Origin of the sequence: Phyllobacterium sp. A18/5-2 (genome assembly GCF_025452215.1) — a bacterium.
In the GTDB taxonomy this organism is placed as follows: Bacteria; Pseudomonadota; Alphaproteobacteria; order Rhizobiales; family Rhizobiaceae; genus Phyllobacterium; species Phyllobacterium sophorae.
Genome location: NZ_CP104967.1, coordinates 153,390 through 177,333, shown reverse-complemented (window position 1 = coordinate 177,333; position 23,944 = coordinate 153,390). Strand labels below are relative to the sequence as shown.

At 52.0% G+C, this 23,944-nt stretch carries 27 protein-coding genes and 1 pseudogene; 21 read left to right on the top strand and 7 right to left on the bottom strand.

Annotated features, from left to right (window positions below; genetic code table 11):
• The first annotated feature begins 315 nt into the window (after positions 1 to 315).
• Positions 316 to 534: a hypothetical protein gene (locus N8E89_RS19325; RefSeq protein WP_262262834.1), complete on the top strand. Its 219-nt coding sequence runs from the start codon at positions 316 to 318 to the stop codon at positions 532 to 534.
• 409 nt (positions 535 to 943) lie between these two features.
• Positions 944 to 1,606 (top strand): sulfotransferase domain-containing protein, encoded by a 663-nt coding sequence (locus N8E89_RS19320; protein WP_262262833.1) that lies wholly within the window; start codon positions 944 to 946, stop codon positions 1,604 to 1,606.
• Between the two features lie 448 nt (positions 1,607 to 2,054).
• Here N8E89_RS19320 and N8E89_RS19315 read toward each other — a convergent pair whose 3' ends face one another.
• Positions 2,055 to 2,180, bottom strand: coding sequence for a hypothetical protein (locus tag N8E89_RS19315; protein WP_262262832.1), 126 nt, complete (start codon positions 2,178 to 2,180; stop codon positions 2,055 to 2,057).
• A gap of 704 nt (positions 2,181 to 2,884) precedes the next feature.
• Here N8E89_RS19315 and N8E89_RS19310 point away from each other — a divergent pair.
• Positions 2,885 to 3,661 (top strand): acyltransferase family protein, encoded by a 777-nt coding sequence (locus N8E89_RS19310; RefSeq protein WP_262262831.1) that lies wholly within the window; start codon positions 2,885 to 2,887, stop codon positions 3,659 to 3,661.
• Positions 3,662 to 3,973: 312 nt separating this feature from the next.
• On the opposite strand, the gene N8E89_RS19305 is transcribed toward N8E89_RS19310, so the two are convergent.
• Positions 3,974 to 4,723: a class I SAM-dependent methyltransferase gene (locus tag N8E89_RS19305; RefSeq protein WP_262262830.1), complete on the bottom strand. Its 750-nt coding sequence runs from the start codon at positions 4,721 to 4,723 to the stop codon at positions 3,974 to 3,976.
• A gap of 241 nt (positions 4,724 to 4,964) precedes the next feature.
• Between N8E89_RS19305 and N8E89_RS19300 the strand changes: the two genes are divergently transcribed.
• From N8E89_RS19300 to N8E89_RS19270, 7 genes are all read left to right on the top strand, one after another.
• A complete protein-coding gene (locus tag N8E89_RS19300; RefSeq protein ID WP_262262829.1) occupies positions 4,965 to 5,462 on the top strand; it encodes an NAD-dependent epimerase/dehydratase family protein in 498 nt (165 codons plus the stop codon).
• 1 nt (position 5,463) lies between these two features.
• Positions 5,464 to 5,817, top strand: a complete 354-nt coding sequence (locus tag N8E89_RS19295; RefSeq protein WP_262262828.1) for a hypothetical protein — start codon at positions 5,464 to 5,466, stop codon at positions 5,815 to 5,817.
• Between the two features lie 4 nt (positions 5,818 to 5,821).
• Positions 5,822 to 6,376: a rhamnan synthesis F family protein gene (locus tag N8E89_RS19290; protein ID WP_262262827.1), complete on the top strand. Its 555-nt coding sequence runs from the start codon at positions 5,822 to 5,824 to the stop codon at positions 6,374 to 6,376.
• Positions 6,273 to 7,700, top strand: a complete 1,428-nt coding sequence (locus N8E89_RS19285) for a rhamnan synthesis F family protein (RefSeq protein ID WP_262262826.1) — start codon at positions 6,273 to 6,275, stop codon at positions 7,698 to 7,700. Before N8E89_RS19290 ends, N8E89_RS19285 begins: the two co-directional genes overlap by 104 nt.
• A 169-nt stretch (positions 7,701 to 7,869) precedes the next feature.
• Positions 7,870 to 8,787 (top strand): NAD-dependent epimerase/dehydratase family protein, encoded by a 918-nt coding sequence (locus tag N8E89_RS19280; RefSeq protein WP_262262825.1) that lies wholly within the window; start codon positions 7,870 to 7,872, stop codon positions 8,785 to 8,787.
• Between the two features lie 93 nt (positions 8,788 to 8,880).
• The gene (locus tag N8E89_RS19275) at positions 8,881 to 9,882 is read left to right on the top strand and encodes a glycosyltransferase family 2 protein (RefSeq protein ID WP_262262824.1); all 1,002 of its coding nucleotides are present in this window, start codon (positions 8,881 to 8,883) and stop codon (positions 9,880 to 9,882) included.
• A 16-nt stretch (positions 9,883 to 9,898) separates the two neighbouring features.
• On the top strand, positions 9,899 to 11,119 hold the full coding sequence (locus N8E89_RS19270; RefSeq protein ID WP_262262823.1) for a rhamnosyltransferase WsaF family glycosyltransferase: 1,221 nt from the start codon (positions 9,899 to 9,901) through the stop codon (positions 11,117 to 11,119).
• A gap of 311 nt (positions 11,120 to 11,430) precedes the next feature.
• Here N8E89_RS19270 and N8E89_RS19265 read toward each other — a convergent pair whose 3' ends face one another.
• Both N8E89_RS19265 and N8E89_RS19260 read right to left on the bottom strand, forming a co-directional pair.
• The gene (locus N8E89_RS19265; RefSeq protein ID WP_262262822.1) at positions 11,431 to 12,180 is read right to left on the bottom strand and encodes an ABC transporter ATP-binding protein; all 750 of its coding nucleotides are present in this window, start codon (positions 12,178 to 12,180) and stop codon (positions 11,431 to 11,433) included.
• A gap of 35 nt (positions 12,181 to 12,215) precedes the next feature.
• On the bottom strand, positions 12,216 to 13,025 hold the full coding sequence (locus N8E89_RS19260; protein WP_262262821.1) for an ABC transporter permease: 810 nt from the start codon (positions 13,023 to 13,025) through the stop codon (positions 12,216 to 12,218).
• 295 nt (positions 13,026 to 13,320) lie between these two features.
• Here N8E89_RS19260 and rfbA point away from each other — a divergent pair, with 295 nt between their 5' ends.
• From rfbA to N8E89_RS19230, 6 genes are all read left to right on the top strand, one after another.
• Positions 13,321 to 14,205, top strand: a complete 885-nt coding sequence (rfbA, locus tag N8E89_RS19255) for a glucose-1-phosphate thymidylyltransferase RfbA (RefSeq protein ID WP_262262820.1) — start codon at positions 13,321 to 13,323, stop codon at positions 14,203 to 14,205.
• Positions 14,198 to 14,755 carry a dTDP-4-dehydrorhamnose 3,5-epimerase gene (rfbC, locus tag N8E89_RS19250; protein ID WP_262262819.1) on the top strand — a complete coding sequence of 186 codons (558 nt, stop codon included), beginning with the start codon at positions 14,198 to 14,200 and terminating at the stop codon, positions 14,753 to 14,755. The genes rfbA and rfbC overlap by 8 nt, the downstream gene beginning before the upstream one ends.
• A 15-nt stretch (positions 14,756 to 14,770) precedes the next feature.
• Positions 14,771 to 15,841: a dTDP-glucose 4,6-dehydratase gene (gene rfbB / locus N8E89_RS19245; protein WP_262262818.1), complete on the top strand. Its 1,071-nt coding sequence runs from the start codon at positions 14,771 to 14,773 to the stop codon at positions 15,839 to 15,841.
• A complete protein-coding gene (rfbD, locus tag N8E89_RS19240; protein WP_262262817.1) occupies positions 15,838 to 16,731 on the top strand; it encodes a dTDP-4-dehydrorhamnose reductase in 894 nt (297 codons plus the stop codon). Before rfbB ends, rfbD begins: the two co-directional genes overlap by 4 nt.
• Before the next feature lie 414 nt (positions 16,732 to 17,145).
• Positions 17,146 to 17,595: a class I SAM-dependent methyltransferase gene (locus tag N8E89_RS19235; RefSeq protein ID WP_262262816.1), complete on the top strand. Its 450-nt coding sequence runs from the start codon at positions 17,146 to 17,148 to the stop codon at positions 17,593 to 17,595.
• Positions 17,596 to 17,818: 223 nt separating this feature from the next.
• Complete coding sequence (locus N8E89_RS19230; protein ID WP_262262815.1) at positions 17,819 to 18,022, top strand: hypothetical protein; 204 nt, start codon at positions 17,819 to 17,821, stop codon at positions 18,020 to 18,022.
• Positions 18,023 to 18,412: 390 nt separating this feature from the next.
• Here the strand turns inward: N8E89_RS19230 and N8E89_RS29400 are convergent, their stop codons facing one another.
• Positions 18,413 to 18,610, bottom strand: a complete 198-nt coding sequence (locus N8E89_RS29400; protein ID WP_410010430.1) for a hypothetical protein — start codon at positions 18,608 to 18,610, stop codon at positions 18,413 to 18,415.
• A 437-nt stretch (positions 18,611 to 19,047) separates the two neighbouring features.
• On the opposite strand from N8E89_RS29400, the gene tnpA reads away from it, so the two are divergent.
• The 4 genes and pseudogenes from tnpA to N8E89_RS19210 all read left to right on the top strand — a co-directional run bounded on the left by tnpA (position 19,048) and on the right by N8E89_RS19210 (position 21,749).
• Positions 19,048 to 19,422: an IS66-like element accessory protein TnpA gene (gene tnpA, locus N8E89_RS19225; protein WP_262262814.1), complete on the top strand. Its 375-nt coding sequence runs from the start codon at positions 19,048 to 19,050 to the stop codon at positions 19,420 to 19,422.
• A complete protein-coding gene (gene tnpB / locus N8E89_RS19220; RefSeq protein ID WP_262262813.1) occupies positions 19,419 to 19,766 on the top strand; it encodes an IS66 family insertion sequence element accessory protein TnpB in 348 nt (115 codons plus the stop codon). The genes tnpA and tnpB overlap by 4 nt, the downstream gene beginning before the upstream one ends.
• A gap of 63 nt (positions 19,767 to 19,829) precedes the next feature.
• Positions 19,830 to 21,453, top strand: a pseudogene (gene tnpC / locus N8E89_RS19215) (IS66 family transposase).
• Positions 21,453 to 21,749 (top strand): hypothetical protein, encoded by a 297-nt coding sequence (locus tag N8E89_RS19210; RefSeq protein ID WP_262262812.1) that lies wholly within the window; start codon positions 21,453 to 21,455, stop codon positions 21,747 to 21,749. The pseudogene tnpC and the gene N8E89_RS19210 overlap by 1 nt, the downstream one beginning before the upstream one ends.
• A 220-nt stretch (positions 21,750 to 21,969) precedes the next feature.
• Here the strand turns inward: N8E89_RS19210 and N8E89_RS19205 are convergent, their stop codons facing one another.
• Entirely contained in the window at positions 21,970 to 22,293 is a 324-nt protein-coding gene (locus N8E89_RS19205) for a hypothetical protein (protein ID WP_262262811.1), read from the bottom strand.
• An 11-nt stretch (positions 22,294 to 22,304) separates the two neighbouring features.
• Complete coding sequence (locus tag N8E89_RS19200) at positions 22,305 to 23,120, bottom strand: LCP family protein (protein ID WP_262262810.1); 816 nt, start codon at positions 23,118 to 23,120, stop codon at positions 22,305 to 22,307.
• A 472-nt stretch (positions 23,121 to 23,592) separates the two neighbouring features.
• On the opposite strand from N8E89_RS19200, the gene N8E89_RS29045 reads away from it, so the two are divergent.
• Positions 23,593 to 23,940, top strand: a complete 348-nt coding sequence (locus N8E89_RS29045; RefSeq protein WP_315975726.1) for an alpha/beta hydrolase — start codon at positions 23,593 to 23,595, stop codon at positions 23,938 to 23,940.
• Positions 23,941 to 23,944 lie beyond the last annotated feature (4 nt).

The following is a 23,944-nucleotide window of genomic DNA, read 5'->3' as shown; positions in this document are numbered from 1 at the left end:
GAGCGGCGAGGGATGCCAGGAGACGGTCTCGACCTTGGCAAGTTGCGTCTCGAGCGCGGTTTTTTTGGTGAGGGTGACAAAATCCTAGCGGGCTTCTGTTGCCGCCTTTGCCCGCTCAATCGGAACCCGGTCCGGCGATCAGCTCGCGAACGACGGGGATGCGGTCAGCAAAAGGAATGTCGCGGAAAACCGGGACACCTTCATAAAAGCCGAGCATGCCGATGAAGATGCAGAGCGGAAGGCCGAGAGTGCGGAGAAAGGTGACAAGGATCGTCGTAGTCCCTTCGGAGCAATTGGCGCGACGGGTTCAGTGGTTTGCGCTGTCTTCTCGACAATGGTTGTGGTTTCGCGAACGCCGGGCTGCATATCGGTACGGCGCTTGCGACGATTGTTGCTGTCCCAGAACGCGCCGAAGATGTAGCCGTTGCCGATAGCGCCAACGAGCAGGATCAGGTTGGTGGCCACATCTCGGTTAAGAGCATCATCGTGGCCACGCCAGAGGATGAAGGCGATGGCGACGCCTTAGTAAGTTAGTATTCCGAAGACTAAGATCCGGCGAACCCGTGCCGCGAACCTTGCCATCGCCCTCGATCAGAATGTGATAGTGCCCGCGGTCAAACTCGCTGGCCTTGTGTCCACCACCGTCCAGTGACAGATGATCCGTTGTATGGATACCTTCGGCATCCAGTCCGATGTAATGGTCATCGCAGTTTCCTTGATTTTGGTTGGTGAGGAACAAAATTCCTGAAGATGGTCGTGGTAGACCGATATCAAGGTCGACTGCGTCCCCTGACATAGCAATCCCGTTGCCTGCATACGGGGCTCATACCCTTGACACCGATCTCATCGTTTTTTTATCTATTGAGACCCTCAGTAGTGGCGCTCACCGTATTGCGAAGAACGGCATTCTCGTATTTAGGATGCTAAAACTTGGGAGAACCTCATGCTTGTCTGGCTTGCCTCATATCCACGCTCTGGAAATACGTTTGTTCGCACTATTCTCAAGGAGTGCTTCGACATCAAAACACAGACGCTTTACGGCGAGAGCGACAACAGCGTTTTTGCCACACCAGAATTAAGGGATGTAGTCGGATGCACCTCGAATGGATTGGTAAACCAAGAGCTTATCAACTATGCGCATTCGGCACACGAGCCGATTGTTATCAAAACGCATGAACCGCCCCTGACAGAGGGCAAGACGATTCATATCGTCCGCGATGGCCGGTCAGCAATCATCTCCTATGTGCATTACATGGCAGAGGTCGAAAGTTACCCAGTTCCGCTTGAGAGCATTATTCGCGGCGATGTCTACGCCGGATCATGGTCTGATCACTACCGGGCTTGGGCCAACCGTCCAAACACCCTCATGCTGAGATACGAAGACCTCGTATCCGATCCAAATGCAGGTGCTCACAGGATATCGGCGTTTCTCGGAGCGCCAGTGTTGCGGCGGTTCAGTAAATCATTCTCAGAACTGAAATCGCTCAAGCCAGCCTTCTTTCGCAAAGGCAGCGACGAAGCCAACATCGCTGAGATGGAGCCATACAAAGATCTCTTTATAGAATGCCACGCCGAAGTGATGCATGAGCTGGCCTATAAATGTTGAGCCAACACGGCGAGCGCAAGATGCTCAGGGGGAATAAATGAGACGTATTTCCAAGGTCTCTTAGTCAAAAAGCCATCTACCCCGTACAACTCTCGACCATTCCGATCCAACGCCCCCGATTCTGTTATATCATAAGGAGGCGGCCAGCCCCTTGAAGACGATGATCGCAAAAATGTGACTACCGTTATCGGCATCGTGTTGTGGCTGATTACTTTGCCGTTTTGTGCCATTATCGCGGCTTTTGAAACTGCTCGATTGGATCGAGTTAAATTTCCATGAAACCGTTCTTGTGAACGACATACTGTGAGCCGTTGATCGTACTGGTATACGGTCATGTTGCGCGCGATCAGTGAAGCATCCCCAACCAGACCGGGGGCCATCGTAACGGTCTTGTTCTGCACAGTGATATAGCCAGCGGCATATGAATGCCAGGGGTGACGGCACCCCCTTACGACGGAATAATCGTTTTCGATAAAAACATCCTGCCATAGGATGCAAGGACATGCTCGGCCTCGCCGGCACCGAAGGAAATGCCCTCGCGCAAGTGAATGATACCGCCACTGATGGCAGACACACCGGCACCGCCGCTCAACCGGCAAGATTGGCATTCTAAATGCTCAGATCAACCCGGCAATACCGTTGATGATAGCGGTGTGACCATCACCGCACAGGTTAAGGCCGTTGCAGTCCAGTAATTATTTAATGGCCGGCGACGAGATGGCTTCGCCATTAGCACATCATAGGTGCCGCGAAGCCGCGCATGTCGCAATCGGTCCCAAGCCTGTCATAGGCCCTCTTGGAGAGAGTGCCCAGTCGCTGGTCAGTTCGGAACGGCTCATGACAGTTTCCCTCTGGTATCCTAATACCCAACGTGGTGGAATTGATGAATAGCGCGAATTTGCCCGAAGGTTCCTTACCAATTTGTCTGAATAGAACGTGTAGACCGGCTGGACATTGCCAAGGCTGAACAGGCCAGTCGTGGCGGCAGAGTTCGTTTGGTCCGGTGACGTAATAAGGATGTTCCACGCCTCAAGGTATTCAATCCGAGGCCGTTAATTATTGCCCGGCATTTTATCCCGGTCTGACCGCAGTAAGCTCAACAGACACCAAGCAAGCGATAGTCGTTGTAGCCAGAAGAGGGAAGGAGTTCTGAAGTATCATAGCTCAATCAAAAGTAGCCGCGGAGCATCCAGTCCAATCAATTGGTGATTGAGACATTGCGCGTGCTGCACTTTCCGTATAGGGCCGAATGCAATGTCCTTAAGTATGAGTGAATAATTGCAACCACAAAACTCAAAACGCCAAGATCGCTATCCATACCTCGACGCTTTGCGGGGCCTGGCCGCCCTCTGGGTAGTCATGGTTCACATCGCAATGTTGCCGTATCCTCGCATACCGCTTTCGAGTTGGATGGATTTGTTCGTTGTAAAGGGGGTAATGGGGGTTGAACTGTTCTTTGTCGTTAGTGCATTCTCGCTCTGCCTCAGCATGCCATCGCACGGACGCGACGCAAGGCCAATACTCGGGTTTGCGATCAGAAGATTTTTCAGGATCGCCCCGCTGTTTTATTTGATGATCGTTTTTATGTCCTATAGGAATATTAGTGGCGTTGTTATTGATTGGAAGTCAATAAGCTTAAACATATTGTTTCTGTTCAATCTCGTTCCGGGTTATCAAGTGTCAATAGTGCCTGCTGGGTGGACTATTGGCGTGGAGATGGTCTTCTACTTGATTTTTCCGGTCCTTTATCGATATACCCAAAATATCTGGCTGGCGACGGCAGCTGTCTTTGTTTCGCTAGGTATAGCTCAAATTTTCCTCATGACGATTAATTTATTCGTCTCCGATCCGGTGACGTATCACATGTTTTCTATTCTATATCGCGCTCCGATTTTCATGTTCGGACTAGTCGCATTTTACGCACTACCACTTGTTGAACGTTTGAAGGACAGGCGACATATTGGGTATGCTCTTTTGGCATCTGTTCCTGTTTTATTTTTGGAATTTCGAACGGCGATGTTCCGTTCTTTAATTTATATTATTGGGAAGGGCTGATGTTTGCCGTGCTTCTTGTTGGCCTAGCCCTCGCTCCAATTAGGTTGATCGTTAACAAACTTACAACTTGGCTGGGAAAGATAAGCTATTCCGTGTATTTGGTTCACACGCCAGTTATTGTATACCTTATTCCAAAAATGAGATCCATACAGGAAGCTATACCAAGTTATACAGGTGCGTATTTTTTGATGTTAATAATGGTGATGGGGTTCGTCATACCCATTGCGACATTGACATATTATCTCATCGAGAATCCGCTCAATGAATTCGGTAAGAGACAAGCCAATAAGTTCGCCGGCAGACGGCTAGCCTTCAAATTTGCCTGATTCGTAGAATGGCGCAAAATTCAAGCGAATTGTAGGGTGTTGAATAGGCCTTTTCAACGCGCAGGTTCGTCATCCCGAACTGTGAAAGCAATTCAACGTTTAAGCTGAAGCTAGCCGGCGTGAATTGCCAGGCATGGACGTCGATATAACCGCCATCTGCATTTTCATATTCGGTTATCGCGGATTTCACCACGTTGATATCGAACGCCATTGCTGGTGCACCATGGTCGCCAATCCAGTGCCGGTGAGGTTCGTTATGTGTTGTCATCGCCCTATGTTCAATTACGCTGCGCAACGAATGAACCCTGTGCCCTTGTGCATCTAGAATATCTGCGATTGTGGGAATAAAATGATCGAAGCAATAGCGCTTGTCCGGGAATATCAAAAAGTAGCGCCCCCCTGGGTTCAGAATTCGTTCGATCTGTTTTAGGTGATGAATTAGGTCGGGTTGATGTTCAACGCAGTGACTGCTTATGCAAATGTCAAAGGTATTGCGCACAATCGATAGATCGCCTGTAGGCGAAACATAGTGAATGTCCGTCGCGTTATTGAATGTATAGCCAATTCTCCGAGCTCGTTCCAACAGGCCGCCGGCCTTATCGAGAACGTCAACGTATTTGACGTTCGAGCCCCGCACAATTGGATTGGTAAAAGGCCCTATTTCAAGCACCGACCATTTTTTGCTGATTAGAGAAATGAGATTTGTACGATTGAACTCCTCCGGAATGCCCACCATCGATTTTCCCCGACAATAGGCTGCGCAATGCCCTACGACTTCATCTATATTACCCCCCACCAACAACGTGGAAAACGAAAGTTTTGGAGGCGTGTGGTAATATGAAAAATGCCCTTATAGTTCCACCTCGTGAACGCAAATTGCGCTACCGATTTTTGGTTGTGGGTTGACAGAACAAAAAAGAGGATGCCAAAGGGGGAGCCGATTACCGGTAAAAACTCCTAAGCGAGGATCTGTACCGTTGAAGTATCTTGTCACAGGGGGCACGGGCTATGTGGGTCAACATGTGGTGCGAGCTCTAGTTGAAAAAGGCAACGATGTGGTAGTTGCCAGCCGGAACGCTTCGACCCCACAGGCCGGAATATCATTTCTTGAATTAGACGTATTGGATCCGGATCAAACCACCTACGAAACATTAGGGCGGCCCGATGTTTTGATTCACCTCGCTTGGGAAGATGGCTTCAATCATGCGAGCAAGAAGCACCTTGAAAATCTTCCAAAACATATTGAATTCCTTCGAAACATGCTGTCAGGCGGACTGAAGCATGTCGTCGGCGTCGGAACGATGCACGAAGTCGGCTATCACGTGGGCCCGGTGTTCGAGACAACGCCGACATTTCCTCAACATGCATACGGAATTGCAAAAAATCACCTCAGGCTCGTCCAATCGTTATTGTGTCGCGAGTATCACGCTATCGACCATTGGATTCTGCTGCTTCTACATCTATGGCGACGATAGCTTGAACAATTCCATTTTCACGAAACTGTTGAAGGCCGAAGCCGAAGGTAAGAGTGAATTCCCTCTTAATACCGGGGAACTTCTTTATGATTTTATTCATGTGAATGAGTTGGGGGCTATGATTGCAGATGTGGCAGAACAGCGCGAGATTTCCGGAATTATCAACTGCTGTTCCGGCGATCCAATCTCGTTGAAGACAATGGTTCTCCGATTCATTGCGGAAAACAACCTCACGATAAAGCCAATTTGGGGCGCGTTTCCCTTGAGGCCGTACGATTCACGAGCAATATGGGGAGATACCCAGAAACTTCAATCCGTGCGAGAGCATCTGTCAGCAGACAAAATTCTGCGGTGATGTAATGACCAAGCGCCTGGCAATCGCGTTTTTCTATGACGCCGCGGGTATCGTGGATGAATATTATATCCACCTGATTGAAGCTCTCAAACCATACGTTGATCATACGATTCTGGTTTCAAACGGACCCTTATCGAAGAATTCTGAAAACAATATTCGGCCTGTCGTCGAAGATTTGATCGTTCGGAAGAACGTAGGCTTTGATGTTTGGGCTTATAAATCGGCACTTGAGCAGTTTGGTTGGGATCGGCTGAAGGAATATGACGAGGTAATATTTTACAACCATACCTTTTACGGGCCTATTTTTCCCTTTTCCGAAATGTTCTCGGCTATGGACAAACGGAATTGTGATTTCTGGGGAATATCCGCACACCGGGCGATTTCACCGAATCCTTTTGGCGACGAACTGGGGGAGCTACCCTTCCATCTTAATTCGCATTTCATAGTGGTACGACGTGAGATGCACCAATCGCCTGCGTTCAAGAGGTACTGGACTGATATGGGAAGAATTGAATCCTATATCGATCTCGATTCTTCTGCACGAGACGCGTTTCACTAGACACTTTCAGCAGCTGGGTTTCGTGTGTTCCGTCTACCTAGACCCTGACGAATATCATACTCCGTACCCGGTGTTCATGGAGATCGACAGAACCCTGGAGAATAGAAGCCCGATCCTTAAGAAGCGCCTGTTTTTTCATGACACGCTGTTTCTCGAGGGGGAGGCAATCGATTTGCCTCGGGCTCTGACGATCGTTGAAAAAGAGTCGGATTATGATCTAAGTTTGATTTGGAAAAGCATTGGCCGTGTTGCAACTCCGCGGACTCTCAACAACAATGCGGCATTGCTTTCGATTTTCCCCGACGTCGCCGTTTCGCATTCGCATAGACGATCCACACTAAAGGTGGCGGTATGCGCGCATGTTTACTACACGGATATGCTCGACGAAATTCTGTCGCATGCGGCAAATATTACGACTGGGTACGACCTGATAATCACGACAGACAGTGCCGCGAAAAAGGAGGAGATTGAGAGTCTGGCGGCGGGTAAGGTAGATGTAAGCAATCTCACCGTATTGGTGGTAAACTCAAACGACGGTCGCGATACATCTGCTCTTCTGATCACTTGCCGCGATTTATTTATGGACGACCGCTACGATTTGGTCTGTCGCATTCATACCAAGAAATCGCCGCAGGATGGCGCCAAGGGCTTGCTGTTCAAGCGACACATGTTCGAAAATCTCTTGGGTAGCCCAGGTTATGTCGACAATATTCTCGATCTTTTTGCCGAGAACGAACAGCTAGGATTGGCATTTCCGGCCCTCGTTCATATTGGGTATCCGACGATGGGGCATTCCTGGTTCTCAAACAAAGATAACGTGGCCAAGCTCGCCGTCGATCTTGAGCTAGCAGTTCCGTTGGATGACAACACTCCTGTGGCTCCCAATGGAGGAATGTATTGGTTTCGCCCTAAGGCGTTGTACAAGCTTTTTGTATACCCTTGGACATGGGACGATTTTGCTGATCAAAACTATGAAGACGGGAGCCTTCCTCACGCAATCGAGCGCATAATAGCATACGTAGCAATCGACAGCGGTTACTTAGTTCGCCATGTGCTCACGAGCCGGCAGGCTGCCCACAATTATGTGATGCTCGAGGCCAAGTTACAAAAAGTGCTCTCAACTATCCCCGGTGCGGACTTTCGGACGCAGATGGGCTATTTGGGGGCGACAAATGTCGGGGTAAGGGAATCGTTCAGACGTTTTGTTCGATCTGTAAAAATTGCACTCCTACGTCGATCGCCGTTGCTTTCCAAAATGCTGCGACCAGTCTACAAGTTTTTTCGTACTGCGACACGACTTCCAAAACTAATATTGCCGAAATGATTTACGAGCTGTTCCCATTAGCAGTTTAATTCCGCACCAACTTCAAATTTTGATAGATGTGGACCTTCGAACCTAAGACGTAGTCGGTCGCCGATGATATGGTTAGCGTTAACCAATAAACCGCAAACAGAATGGATGGTACCAAGGTGGATGCTATTTGGATAAGACCATGATCGGTGTTTACGGCGCAAACGGTTTTATCGGTCGCCATCTTGTCCGTCGGCTTGCTGGTAGCGGTCAGCTTGTACGATCGGTGTCACGCAGGTTCGACAGACACTTCGTAAAATCCATCGGCAAGAGAGTGGAATTTATTGAGGCCGATCTCAGGCAGCCCATGGATATGGCTTCATCACTTCAGGACATCGACACTGTGGTACAACTCGTGTCCACATCCACTCCTGGAATGAAAAATGACCATGCGATTGCTGACATTGCCGAAAACGTCGTCCCGCATGTGCAGTTTTTAGAAAACTGTGTCAAGGCTGGGATCAAGCGCTATATCTTCCTCTCCTCCGGGGGGACGGTCTATGGACCAGATGCGCCGGTTCCGACACCCGAGACCAGTGCGACTAACCCGATAAATTCCCATGGTCTGACCAAGCTTACTGTCGAGAAATATATTCAGATGCATGGTCATGTAGATGACCTTCAATACATTATCCTACGTGCCGCAAATCCTTTTGGGCCTGGCCAAGAATTTCGAAAGGGTCAAGGATTGATCCCGGCTATACTTGATCACTGGCACAAGAATTCTCCCATAAAGATTTTTGGTGATGGTACGGCCTTGCGTGATTATCTTTATGTCGATGATCTGATAGACGCGATTGAAAGGGCGATTGACCTCCCCGGCGCACCGAGGCGGATCATAAATATCGGTAGCGGCGATGTACGGTCGGTAAATGAGGTTATTGACGCCATTGAAGCGATCACCAATTACAAATTCAAGCGCGACTATATTAAGGCGAGGGCAACTGACGTCGATGTCGCCAGTTTGGATATTGAAACGGCAAAGAAAATGCTCGGCTGGCGGCCAAAGACACAGTTCCAGGATGGGATTCGACTAACGGTGGAAGCAGATAAGGGATGACCTATTGTGCGCTGCGCAGTCTAGCTGCAAGACTTGCCCATCCTGAACAGCTTTCCAGAGTCTTATTTACACCGCGATGTTGAGCCCTTGACTATGATAAATCCGACGCACAACGACCATTCGGTGAACTTGGCTCCGCTGGTCTCTATCGTTATACCCGTCAAGAACGGTCTGCCTGCGTTTAAGCACGTGATTGATATGGTTTCTCGTCAAGTATTAGATGCTAACTTTGAAGTCATCATTATTGATTCAGGGTCAAAGGATGGTTCGAAAGAAATCATCCCGAGTGATGATCCGCGATTTCGGCTGATCGAAATTCCATCTTCAGATTTTGGGCACGGAAAAACGCGAAACCTCGGAGCAAGCGAAGCGCGCGGCGAGTTCTGTGCATTTCTGACCCACGACGCAACTCCGATCAATGAGCGCTGGCTCGCTGAACTTATTCGCCCATTGCGTGAGGATCCAGAGGTAGCGGGCGTGTTCGGTCGTCATGTCGCATATGAAGCCGCATCGCCATTTACGCGTTGGGAGCTTGAAACTCATTTTGCGGGGTTGCGCCAATGGCCGAAAGTGAAGATCGAAGACGCTCGGGAATATGCGCGCAATGAGGGGCTGAGGCAAATCTATCATTTCTATTCCGACAATTCATCCTGCCTGCGCAAGTTAGTTTGGCAGGAGATTCCTTATCCGGACGTCGATTTTGCGGAAGATCAACTTTGGGCCAAGAAAATTGTTGAAGCAGGCTATGCTAAAGCGTTCGCTTGGGACTCCGTGGTAGCTCATTCTCACGATTATTCATTATGGGAGCGTCTGCAGCGCAGTTATGATGAAGCGCGGGCCTTTCGAAGGTTGTTCGGCTATAGATTGTGCGGATCCAAAACATTGGCATTCAAGCGCGCGTTAAAAACGACTTTGCGTGATACCTGCCTTGCAATTCGATATGGTTGGATTCTCCGCTATCCGCTGGCAACATTGAAAATGCCGTTGGACAATGTTGCACGTCAGATTGGTCACAATCTGGGATCAACCAAATCTGAACTTTCTACCCGTCACGTCGAACTTCTTTCGCGCGACAAGCAGATGCAAGCCAAGTAGTGATTGCGGAAACATAATGCTTAGTGATGACATTAGTGATTTGAAGCGAGTGATCAAGCGAGACGGATTTCGTGTCGCGGCGAAGAAAATTATCGCGCGCCTCGCTGCTCACGCCCCGGGCCGCATGATCTACAGGCCCGACACAATCAAACATTATGAATTTCTTCTCGGAGTCGAACAGGGGTTCGGACTTAAACTTACGCAGGAAAACCTTCCTCAAGGTTCAATGACCTGGTTGATTCCTGATTTTGAAGCCCAATCAGGTGGACACATAAATATCCTCCGCATGATGAAGCTTCTAAAAGAGCGTGGATTCCCGCACCAGCACGTTGTCATAATGGAGCCGCACCGGTGGTCGTCGTCCGCTGAGGCTCGAGCTGTTATGATCCGGTCATTCGGAGATCACGGCATCACCATCTCACTTGGTGTTCGCTCGATCGAACCTTGTGCATATCTTGTGGCCACGGGCTGGCAAACGGCTTATTGGGTATCCAAATATAAGGACACGTTGCATCGCTTATATTTTGTTCAGGACTTCGAACCTGCCTTTTATCCCTATGGTAGTGATTATTCCTTTGCGGAAAATACTTACCGCCTGGGCTTGACCGGCATTACGGCCGGAACTTGGTTGGCGGAAAAACTTTCCAAGGAATATGGGATGAAAACATTTCCGTATTCCTTCGCCTGCGATACTGAACTTTATAAACCGACCGTGCGGCGCGACCATACGAAAAAGTATGTATTTTTCTATGCTCGCCCGGTGACTGCCCGGCGTTGTTTTGAGATGGGATTACTGTCTTTGAAAAAGGTCTGCGAAGCTGTTCCTGATACTTTAATCATCTTCGCGGGATGGGACATTAAAGGCTATCATATTCCGTTCCCACACTTAAATCATGGTAGCGTCCCTATCCCGCAACTGCCTGACCTCTATTCACAATGCGATGTAGCTCTAATCTTGTCAGGAACCAATCTGTCTCTGTTGCCGTTGGAGGTCGCCGCGTGCGGATGTCCCGTGGTTCTAAATGATGGTCCACATTCAAATTGGCTGCTTTCCGAAACTCAGGCCACGTATTGCGAAATGAGTGTGGAATCCATCTCGACGGCCCTGATCGATGTCCTGCAATCTCCGGAGAAAGCAAAGAAGAAAGCGGAGGCTGCGTTTAAGTGTGTCTTGAAGAATAGCTGGGAAGAAGAAGCCGATAGGGTGGCCGGGTATCTGAAATCCTTGACTTCGTGACATTAGAGCGTCAGGAGGGAAATGTTGATTCGAGCTTTTTCCGCCGGGCGGAACTATAACCAGTCCGATCATAACAACGGCAATCAACCACCAATGGCGCTCAGTCGGTGGATCGTGGCGAAACCGTTCATCGAGCTCGCCGGCGGTGTCGGAGGAAATGGCCGGCCAATTCATTCTGCTTGATTGGTGGTATCGGGTATCGGGTATCGGCAATACGCCCATTCCAAGGCAAACGGATGGATCGATGGATCGTTAACTTTGCCAGAGACGTCCGCTCGAAGACATCGGCAAACCTGCTCCAATGGACTGAATTATGAATGGAAACCGAAGTAGGCGTTCGCCACCGTCTTGGCATCCGCGTCCATCCGAACCTTGCCATGTTCGAGCCACACAATCCGCGTGCAGTTCTTCAGCAGAAGATCACTGGAATGGCTGGCGATGATGAGGATCTTGGTCTTGTTGACCAGGTCGTGCAGCCGTTCGTTCGCCTTGGTTTGAAAGCCCTCGTCGCCCGTTGCTAGCCATTCGTCCATGATAAGGATTTCAGGCTGAATTACTGTTGAAATCGAAAAGGCAAGACGAAGCTGCATGCCAGTCGAGTAGGTTCGCACTGGCATATCCAGGAAGCTGCCGAGTTCGGAGAAATCCTCGATTTCAGCCTGCCGGGCTGCTAGATCTTTCTTGCTGAATCCAAGAAGAGCACCGCGAATACCAATGTTTTCGCGACCAGTCGCTTCGGGATCGATCCCCAGGGATATATTAATCAGGGACGTGCATTTTCCATTAATCGCAATACTACCGCCGGAAGGGAAATAAACGCCGCTCATAACTCGCAGAAGGGTGGTCTTTCCGGAGCCGTTGTGGCCAACTAATCCTAATCGTTCGCCTTCGCTGAGGCTCAGGCTGACATTCTCCAGACCGCGGATCACGACATGACCCTCGGAATTCGAGCCGATGGTACCGCCAGTCGCCAGGCTGATCACCTGGTTCTTCAACGATCGGCTTCTTGCATTGTAGATCGGAAAGTCCACAGTGACGTTTTCGAGATGCATGGACGTCATGTCTGCCTGCGCAAATTGTTGTTGTGATGTTATGTTCATAGCCAATAGGTGATACGTGAGCGAAAACGATTAAGGAAGAGGAGCGCCACCGTCCATCCGACAATCGCCATCGCGACCGTGACCATCCAGTTCAGCTGTGTTGCGGTGCCGCCAAGCAGGGGTTCGCGCACGATACTGATCAGGTGATAGAAGGGATTGAGCTCGAGCATCAGATGCGATCTTGTACCCCCGGGCAGGTGGTCGGGCATCCACATGATGGGTGTAACGTACATGCCGACCTGCATGATGTTCTGAACAATCTGCGTGAGGTCCCGGTAGCGGGTGCAAAGAACGGCGAGCACAACCATCACCCAGAGAAGATTCAGTGACACGAGCACGAAACCTGGAATAGTCAGAAGAACATTGAAATTGACAAACTTCCAAAAAATTAGAAGCACGATGGGGAAAATCACCATGTTGTGGGCCAAGATGATCGTATTGCGCCACCATGTCCGCAGGATATATGTAAAGAACGGTATAGGCAGCTGCAGCATAGTCTCACTGTTGGATATAAAACTGCCACAGCCGTCATTGACCAAGCTTGAAAAGTAACCCCACATGATCAAGCCGACGCAAATGAACGGTAGAAATTCCGACATGGGCGAATTGAAGATCGTTCCGAATACCAGTCCAAGCGCCCCGATAAGCACGCCCATATTGATGGTCAGCCAGAAAGCGCCAATGCTGGACCTTCGGTATCTCTGGGCAACGTCTTGCCAGCCAAGGAGCGCGGCCAATTGGAAATTGGCCACTGAACGAGAGATGTCCTCCCACGCAGTCATCGTTTGCGAACGCGCTCTGGCCATGTAGAGTAGTCTCTCTTTTTATCGATGCTTATAGGTCAGGCGGTTAGCACATTAGAATGAGACTTAATAGTGACCGCCTGTCGCAGTTCAGGATTGAAAGCGAGGAGGTGTCATCGTTAGCCTTTCACTGCGGAAAATGTCAAAGGCTGTGCACGGCGCCTACTTCGTGCCGCTTTTGCCCGATACGGGCACAAGGCGGCCTAGCGCTGGGACATTACCGTTGAGTGGTTGTCCAAAGCATGTGGATAGGCTAACGGTTCCACAGTCTCCATGATTATGTAGGATTTTCGTTGATATGAAGGGTATTATTCTAGCTGGTGGTAGCGGAACGCGGCTCTATCCACTGACGATTGCAGTGTCGAAGCAGATATTGCCGATCTACGATAAGCCGATGATCTTCTATCCGCTCAGCGTTTTGATGCTGGCTGGTATTAGAGACATTTTGATCATATCGACGCCACGCGATTTGCCGGTGTTCCGGGACCTGTTTGGTGATGGCAGTGATTTTGGCCTTAACCTATCCTTTGCCGAACAGCCGCAACCCAATGGACTGGCCGAAGCCTTCATTATCGGGCGTAAATTTATTGGCAACGACCATGTAGCCATGGTACTCGGCGACAATATCTATTATGGCGATGGCTTGTCACGCCTCTGTAAGGAAGCTGCCGAGCGTAAGAGTGGCGCATCGGTCTTTGCTTACCATGTGGAGGACCCCGAGCGCTATGGCGTCGTCGAGTTCGATCGGGCCACCAAGCGTGCGATTTCGATTGAGGAAAAACCGCAGAAACCTAAATCTAACTGGGCGGTCACGGGTCTATATTTTTACGACAATGACGTGGTTGATATCGCCTCCAAGATCAAACCGTCCGATCGGGGGGAACTCGAGATAACGGCAGTCAACAATATTTATCTGGAACGGGGTGACCTTCATGTCCAGAGGCTTGGCCGGGGTTTTGCCTGGCTCGACACAGGTACGCATGATAGCCTGCACGAGGCCTCATCCTTCGTGAGGACCATTGAGCACCGGCAGGGGGTTATGATCGCCTGTCCCGAGGAAATCGCCTACCAAAATCATTGGATAACGGACGAACAGGTCCTGGATCGTGCTTCGCGGCTCGGAAAAACCGCATATGCCGCTTACTTACGGCGCCGCATTGTGGAGCTGGCGACAGATGCTTGAAATACGCAAACTTGGACTTGATGGGGTGTTGGAGATCGTACCCCAGCGATTTGGGGATGATCGGGGCTTCTTTTCCGAAACTTATAACGCTTCGAGCTTTTCCCAAGCGGGGCTGGAGCTCGTCTTCGTTCAGGACAACCACTCGTTGTCCGCAGCAAAGGGCGTCGTGCGCGGCTTGCATTATCAGCTGTCCCCCAAGGCGCAGGACAAGCTTGTGCGCGTTATCCGCGGATCGATTATCGATGTTGCTGTCGATATTCGCAAAGGATCGCCGACATTTGGGAAATGGGTTTCTCTGGAACTGTCTGCTCAAAAGTGGAATCAGATTCTCGTGCCCAAGGGCTTTGCGCACGGGTTCATGACGCTTGAGGAAAATACCGAGGTTATCTACAAGGTAACCGACTATTATTCGCCTGAACATGACCGTGCCATTCGGTTTGATGATCCGCAAATAGGGATCGATTGGCCTTTGCCCTCTGACCAGATTCAACTTTCGGACAAGGACCGGGCCGCGCCGAGTCTGGCTAATGCAGAAACTTTCACTAATTAAAGACGGAGTTTGTTGATGAGGATTCTCGTCACCGGCGGCGCTGGTTTCATTGGTTCGGCTGTTTGCCGCTTGCTTGCAGCAAATCCGCAAAATCACGTGATCAACGTTGATAAACTGACCTATGCCGGCAATCTAACGTCACTCCGGCAGATTGAGAATTATCCCAATTATCGCTTCGTTGAGGGTGATATCTGCGATGATATGGCGGTTCTCGACCTTCTGCGAAGCGAGAAGATAGAAGCGATCATGCATCTTGCGGCAGAAAGCCATGTCGACCGCTCGATCGATGGGCCCGCCGCTTTCATCGAAACCAATATTGTCGGGACGTTTCGTTTGTTAAATGCTGCGCTCACATATTGGCGAGAGCTACCGTCAGACGCAAAAAATGCATTTCGCTTCCATCATATTTCTACCGACGAGGTATTCGGTGATCTGCCGTTTGACAGCGGCATTTTTACCGAAGACACACCCTACGCGCCGTCCTCGCCCTATTCTGCGTCCAAGGCGGCGTCCGACCATCTTGTCCGCGCGTGGCATGAGACCTATGGGCTTCCGGTCGTGCTGTCGAACTGCTCGAATAATTACGGTCCCTTCCATTTCCCGGAAAAGTTGATCCCCTTGGTCATTCTGAACGCTTTGGATGGCAAGCCGCTTCCGGTATATGGCGCGGGAGCAAATGTACGCGATTGGCTCTATGTCGAGGATCATGCACGGGCACTCGAAGTTGTCGTGACCAAAGGCGTTGTTGGCCAGAACTACAATATCGGTGGGCACAACGAGAAGACCAATCTCAATGTCGTTGAGACGATCTGCGATATTTTGGATCTCAAACGCCCGCGCAAAGGTGGCGGTCGCTATCGTGATCTGATCACCTTCGTATCTGATCGTCCGGGCCACGACCGCCGTTATGCCATCGATGCGTCCAAGATCGAGCGGGAGCTCGGGTGGAAACCGCTAGAAACGTTTGAGAGCGGCCTTGCCAAGACCATTGATTGGTATCTTGCCAATGAATGGTGGTGGGGACCCATTCGCAGTGGTCGCTATGCGGGCGAACGTCTTGGCGCAGAAGCTCAAGGAAACGTATGAGGATCGTTATCACGGGAAAGGAAGGCCAAGTTGTTCGCAGCTTGATTGAAAGGGCTGCTCGCTATCCTGATATCGATATAATCGCTTTGGGAAGACCAGAGCTCGATTTGTTCGACACGTCCACAATTGCTAGCGCCATCCTAGCGGCAACGCCAGATATCGTCGTTTCTGCGGCAGCCTATACAGCCGTTGATCGGGCCGAGGACGAGCCAGGACTGGCATACGCGATCAATGTGGTCGGTGCTGGTGCTGTCGCTCGGGCCGCTTCACAACTCGGGATTGCGGTCATTCATCTTTCGACAGACTATGTTTTTGCCGGGGAGGGATTGGAACCCTACTTGGAGTCAGATGAAACAGGTCCGCAAGGGGTTTACGGCCAGACCAAACTTGACGGTGAGTTTGCCGTGAGAAAGGCAAATCCACGGCACGTTATTTTGCGTACAGCGTGGGTCTATAGTCCTTTTGGCAAGAATTTCCTCAAGACGATGCTGCGGCTTGCCGAAAGCCGGGATACGGTTTCCGTGGTCAGCGACCAGTGGGGAAATCCGACCTCGGCTTTCGATGTTGCGGATGCAATTATCGAGGTTGCCAAGCATCTCAATGCCAATGGTTCATTTGCAGGTTATGGGATCTACCACGTTGTAGGAACGGGCAGCATAAACTGGAGCGGGTTTGCTCGCGCGATTTTTGCATCAAGCAGGCACTATGGCGGACCGTTCGCCAATGTGGTGGACATCGTAAGTACCGACTATCCGACGAAAGCGAAGCGCCCACTTAATTCGAGATTATCTACAAACAAATTTCTTCACACGTTCGGTTGGCGAGCGCCCGATTGGCAAGTTTCGAAGGACGCAACGGTGGTGCGAGTGCTGTCGGAGGCCAAGGGGTAATTGCGGCGTGGTGCCCGATCTTGATGCATGTTTTTCTCTATGTCTCACAACGTATTTGCGATGGTCTTATGGAGTTTTCGTCTGATCATCGTCGCACAACCCGAAGGCGTAGCGCGGAAGCGTATCTTCACCGCGACATGGCATAAAACACGGCGCGTCGCCGACTGATATGAGTGTCAGGGGGACAGGATGTATAGGGTCTAAGCCTTTTTGGAATGTCTCATGGCGCAGGCGAAGCGTGCCGCTGGTTTGTTCTCTAATCTGCAGACGATCCACACATGAGACTGCCAACAGGTGAGGAAGATTCCGTAGCGCTCTGGCGCAACTCGATAAAGTCAATCCTTCCTTAAGAAACGAGCGCCTTGACTTTACAGTTGCATTGTATTTTCTCACCTTACGAAGAGGAGGAACCTGATGGATCATTCACGCACCGCAAGCCATTGGGATCTGCAACATTTTGACCCCGTATTCTTGCGTGCGGAATGGTCATTCCATCCATATGCAAAGCAACGATTGCACCACTTGTTGGGTGGCGTAGCAGCACGTGAGGAGTGGTTCTACTATCAACATCTCAACGGGCGCTCCAATCTCCGCGCCTTGGGCATCGGTGTCGGAACGGCAAATAGTGAACTTCGCCTTCTCTCGACAGGAACCATAGGACGATATGACCTTTACGATGTCAGTCAGGCAGCACTGGATAGCGCAAGAGTTGATGCCGAACATATAGGAATTGCTGATAAGGCACGCTTCATTTGCAAGGACATTCATACGGTCGATCTGGAGCCGGAAAGTTACGATGTCATCACGTTCATCGCATCCTTGCACCACATCGAGGATTTGGATGGCATATTGAAAAAAGTGTGAGAGGGCGCTCGCGCCTGGTGGCGTTCTTTGGGCCGCCGAGTACATTGGACCGGACTATTTTCAATACCCAGACAAGGATACAGAGTTTGCGAAACGCTTTTATCGGTCCATCGATCCGGATCTCAAGAAGGCTTGGGAGCCAGAACTGCGTTGGTGTACCAAGGAGGAACTGATAGCAGTTGACCCGACAGAATCGGTGCACTCATCTGCCATTCCTGATGTGATGAAACGCATTTTCTCGAATGTTGAGATCATTCCAACCTACGGAACGTTCGTCTTCATCCTGTCTTGGTGCCTCAATCACGACGCGCTTTATGATACCGATAAGGGGCGCGAGTTCTTTCAAACGATATTGGATATGGATACGGCTCTGATCGATTCTGGAAAGCTACCGCACTACTTCGCCTATCTGATCGCAAGCAAATAGGTGCAACTTTATGCTTTTAGCTCAGCGAGCCTATTCTTAGCCACGTGTGCTACGCTCTCGACAATACTAGCCAGCCGAGTGGACATCGGGTAGCGGGAAGATCGACATACTTCTCAAAAAGAACAGAGAGATAAATCACAACTGGAAGCGTTGTTAGCATAGCTGTCAATACGATCGTCTGATGATCTATGCCCAACTTGACCTTCATTACATAAATCAAACCGAGACTGAATGAGCAGATAATCGGCCAATGCAGAAGGTAGGTTGAGTAGGATATCTTCCCCAAAATACTGGAACCTTAGCATTCAACATTCCCGCGAATCCGCAGTGACCAATCGCGGCAGCCACCAACAACGTTGCGCCGGCCGTGTTCAAGGTCCTTATAAAAATCTATTGGCCATCCGGCACTGCCGAGTGCGGGATAAGACGGTTATGCATTAGCCCCGGTGATAGCAACAGCCACGCGACAAAGATCGAGGCAGCTGCTGGTATAATTAGGCGTGGATAACGCGTCACGGCGCCAATGTAGAGAAATTTAGTATCGCCTGTGTCAAAAAACTTTTTAGTGAGAACATAACCGCTCAGCACAAAGAAAATCGAAACCGCAAAACTTCCGTTGATCCAAACCGTGCCGAACGGGAGCGCTGCATAGAATTCCCACCAATATGTCTGTGGGATGACGGCCGCGACGCGAGGTTAACAGTCAGATACGGGAAGAGCGTGAAGAGCAAGTGGCATAACACCACCCCCAACGCAGCAATACCACGTAGTCCCTCCAAAGAATTGTTTTTCACTCACGTTTGCCCGGTTTCTGCCAAGCCACTGATACACCATAGCGCCTGAATAACCAAGTACAGGTGTCAGAGTGCCGTACTCGAGAGGAATTGATGAAAGGCGTTCTAAAAAGCCTCTTGCGCTAACGCACCGTAAGCACCCGATTGGCACCGCCTGCCGAATAGCGCCTTGATGGCCTAAGACACGTCATTAACGACGTCGTTAGCGACGTGTCTTAGGCGAGGTATGGGATGCGTGTTGAAATTCTTGGTCAGGAACGGCGGCGGCGTTGGGGTGACGAGAAGAAGCTCGGCATTGTCATGTCGGTTGGGCTCGACGGTGCGACGGTCACTGAGGTTGCACACCGGCACGATGTGACCCGGCAGCAGATTTACGCCTGGCGGCATGAGCTGAAGAAGAAGGGTTTGTTGCCGTCCACTGCCGACACGGTCTTGGTTCCCGTAGACACGTCCGCCATGCATGGCGCCCCGGTCGTGCGGGAGGACGTTGCGCGCGTGCCTGCCATGATCGAGTTGCGGTTGAACTATGGGCGCAGCCTTCGCTTCGACAGTGGTGTCGATGCCACCGTCCTTACTCGGCTCATCCGGGCGGTTGAAGCAGCATGATTGGACCAGGAACCGGTGTCCAAGTGTATCTCGCCTGCGGAGCCACGGACATGCGGAAAGGGGTAGAAGGTTTGGCTGCGCTTGCGCAGGATGTGCTACGCCAGAAGCCGACGGGAGGTGCAGTCTTCGCGTTTCGAGGAAGACGGGGCGATCGCATAAAACTCCTGTATTTTGATGGCCAGGGCTTTTGCCTGTATTATAAAATTTTGCAGAGGGGGCGATTTCCATGGCCGTCAGCTGCCGATGGAACCGCCCGATTGACAGCGGCGCAACTGGCGATGCTTTGGGAAGGGATTGATTGGCGGCGTCCCGATTGGGGTGCGCCACCGGCCCGTGTCGGGTGATTTTATCCTTCTGAATTTGCTTGTTTTTATGGCGATTCGCCCTGACTTATGGTAGTCAGGATCATGTCAAAAGTGACCGAAAATCTTCCAGACGATCCGGCTTTCCTGAAGGCGATGATCGCCGCCTTGCAGGCGGAAAATGCGAAGATGTCGGCGACGTTGCAGGTGCATGACCAGCTGATCCAGACCTTACGGCTGCGCATCGCCAAGCTGAAGAAACAGGTCTTCGGCAAGTCCTCGGAAAAGATCGAGCGGGAAATCCAGCAGCTGGAACTGGCGCTGGAGGATCTTTTAATCGCCGCGGCGGAAAGCGGCACCAAGCCGCTCGATGAGGTCGATGAGGCAGTGCCTGCCGCGCCTGGCGGCAAGCACTCCCGAAAAGACTATGCGCCGCCGTCCGCGGGTATCGGAAAAGGCAACGCGCGAACGCAAAGAACTCGATCCCGGTACCTGCTGCCCCGCTTGCGGTGGTGAACTGCGGCTTGTTGGCGAAGACGGAAGCGAAATCCTCGACATGATCGCCGCGCAGATGAAGGTCATCGAGGTCGCTCGAATGAAGAAGTCCTGCCGCTGTTGCGAGAAGATGGTGCAGTTGCCGGCATCAAGCCGTCCGATACCGGGCAGCATGGCAGGTGCTGGCCTTCTGGCTTACATCCTGGTCTGGAAGTTCGACGACCATCTGCCACTCTATCGTCTGAACGAGATCTTCGCCCGCATGGGCGCCGACATTCCCGACAGCACGCTGGTCGATTGGTGCGGTCGCGCCATGCAGGTGCTTCAGCCTTTGATCGAGCGGATCGAGAGCGCGATTATGGGAAGCGACCTTCTCCATGCCGACGACACCCCGATCCGGGTGCTCGATCGCTCTCTTCGAGATAAGGGCTTAGGCAAAGGCGTGAAGAAAGGCAGGATCTGGACGTATGTCCGCGATCAACGTGCCTGGGCGGGCGGCGCTCCACCGGGTGCGGTCTATTACTTCGCCCCGGACTGGAAGGAAGACCACGTTCATCACCATCTCAGGCAGGCAAGCGGTATCCTTCAAGCTGATGGCTACAAAGGCTACGGGAAGCTCTATGAACCTTTGCCCGACGGGACATCCCGCTTCCGGGAAGCGGCCTGCTGGGCGCATTGGCGACGCGACTTCCACGATATCTGGACCTCGAACAAATCCGAGATCGCGCGAGAGGCTCTCGATCGTATCGGCGCGCTTTACGACGTCGAACGCGACATTGCCGGTCAGCCTGCCGCTATCCGCTTGGCCGCGCGTCAAAAGCACAGCAAGGCAAAAGTCGAAGCCTTGCGCGTCTGGGCCGAGGCGCAATTGACCCGCATCCCAGGAAAAGGCGATCTGGCGCGAGCCTTCCGTTACGGCCTGAGCCGGTGGTCGTCATTCTGTCTGTTCCTGGAGGACGGCCGTGTCGCGATCGACAATAATGCCGCTGAACGGGCCCTGCGCCCGGTTGGAATTGGAAGGAAAAATTGGTTATTTGCCGGCGCCGACACCGGCGCGGAGACCCTGGCACGTGCCATGACGATCATCGAAACGGCCAAGATGAATGGCGTCGATCCACAGGCCTATCTGGCCGATGTGCTCGACCGCATCCACGATCACAAGATCAACCGCCTCGACGAACTACTCCCTTGGAATTGGTCACCTGTTGCCATCACCTGCGCCGAGGCCGCCTGATGGCTACGATCACCTATGTCTTCACCATCAACCACGTCGCTAAAAAGCTGGGAGAGGTTCCTGAGCTCCTTCAGGCGATCGTCAGCAACGACGACAATCTCTCCTACGGCAGTATCATCAGCGTCTACGATGGCACGGACGAGGCAATCACCGCTCTCACTGACGATGGGATTGACGAGTTGAGACAAATGCTTGCTCACGCCCGCCGATCGACGGAAGAATGGAACGACTTCCTCGACAGCTTTGTCGACGACGAAGAACTCATCGCCCGCGTCAAGACGAAATCTCCGCGGTAACAATCGGCCGGTTACAACGCACCAGATGCGATGACTTGGGGATGAACCCCAGTCGTCGAGATCAAGGGCCCGCTTACGAAAGGCCCTAGGAGTGTCGGCTCCTAGTGCAATCGCATTTAAGGGGTAGCCGATGCGCCCGCTTCCCCTAGCCGTCGAGGGTTCGTGGATGAAAACCGGATTTTGGTTGCAATCCAGACGTTTCTGTTCGTGGAACTTATGATCACCGCCCGATCCAACTGGGTGCGCAGGGTCCAGATGAGTGAGGCGTTGTCGGCGGCTCGGAAGGGTGGGGCACGGTTATCGAGGCCGCCATACCGGCGGCGTGGGCGCTCAACGGGGTGTCTGTCTTGGATCCGGGCGTGGTGTCGTTGACCTTTGAGCCGGAAAGAGGCTGGTCGGCGGCGATCAAGCGGAACAGTTTCTTTGCTGGACCTTGGCGCCATTCGACCCGGCCGGAATAGGCGGCGGAGTAGCGCCAGGGTGTGGTGACGAAGTGGATCTTGCCAGCGGACAGGCCGCGGGCGGTGAGCGCCAGCTCTCTCATCACGCCGGGGGTTAGGCCGGGTCAACGGTGACGGACTTGGTGGCCGCGTCGAGGAAGCGGAAGACCCGGAAAGGGTTGGAGAGGGTCTGGGCGCTGATCGCCTTCTTCGCCATGGCTGCGATGAAGACCTGCTGGCGTTGGATGCGCCCGATGTCGGAGCCGTCGCCGAGACTGTAGCGCGCCCGAACGTATCCCAGCGCCTCTTCGCCCTGCAGCGTCTGCCACCCTGCGGGCAGATCAAGCTGGACGTACTTGTCGCGGATCGGCTCGGGGATGCAAATGTCCACCCCGCCGATCGCGTCGACCATTTCCGTGAAGCCAGTGAAGTCAACCTTGACAAAGTGGTCAATGTGGATGCCGGTGAGCGTTTCAATCGTCTTCCAGGTGCAGCCGATGCCGCCGAAGCTGAAAGACGCGTTGATCATGCCACGATGCCTTCGCTGGCCCGGCGCCCCTTCTTGCGAACGACAGGCGGGAAGCTGCACCAGTGAGTCGCGCGGAAAGCTGATGACCGCTGTATCGTTTGGCTTGGCGGAGAGGTGCACGAGCATGATCGTGTCCGTACGCCCCCCTGCACTGCCGTCTCGCTGATCCGACCCCACCACCAGGATGTTCAGCGCGGCGGTTGGTGCCTTCGATGGGCGAGCGTTGCCCAAATCCTCGCGGGTGACCTCGATGTGCCTGACATTTCCGGTCAATTTCGCGTAGACGCCGTACGCGGTGGCGACCTCGGCTAGGAAGATGATGGTGAGCGACCAGAACAGCCAATGGCGCCCCCGGAATCTGTTCTCGGTTGCCCGCAGCTTGTTGAACCATCCACTGCTCACGTGACGCTCCTGGTAGAGCCAAGATATGGCAGGATCTTGCCCAATCGCAATCAAACTACCAAAATAGGATTCTAATCATACGCATTAAGAACGCAAGGGATCAACGCGCTCCCAGTGGCGTACATCAGGCGCGCCCCGCGCACGAGCAAAACAGCACCGGTCACCTGCTATTGCCCGCGGGGCAGCGACCAGTGGCACAGCACGGACATCTTAAGTGGCGATGTCTTTGTCGTGGATGCTCACACACATGCGATCTGAAAGAGATTTGATGCGGGCCGCAGAAGTGGTCGGGGTTGGTATTTCGCATGTTGCCGCCGTGTTGAAACTGCGCACGGATCCAATGCGAGTTTGGACCATCTATGCTGGAGTGGCGCCGCCACAGAAAGTAATTCGCACGCAAGTGCTTTAAATATTGACCATGTCGCTCATGTTTAATAACCCGTAACAGGATGCTCTCTACCAGATGGTTTTCATGACAGGATTTGCGAACTCGTCCCCAGCCTTGATTGGCAACACAACATTCCATGACGTTACATCGGACAGGAATGGACAGGTCTACCGGATTTTCATCTACCGCCCGGGTGATGAGGCGCCGGAGGAGGGATGGCCGGTGCTGTACATGACTGATGGCAATGCCGTCATCGGTACAGCAGTTGATGTGATGCGGGCGCAAGCGAACTACCCAAGCGGCACGAATATAGCCCCGGGCGTCATCGTAACCATAGGTTATCCCTTGAATGCTGCGTATGACCCTTTGCGCCGGTCCTGGGATTTAGGCCCGCCGCCCGGCAAAACCTATCCGCCATTTTTTTCAAAATAGCCCG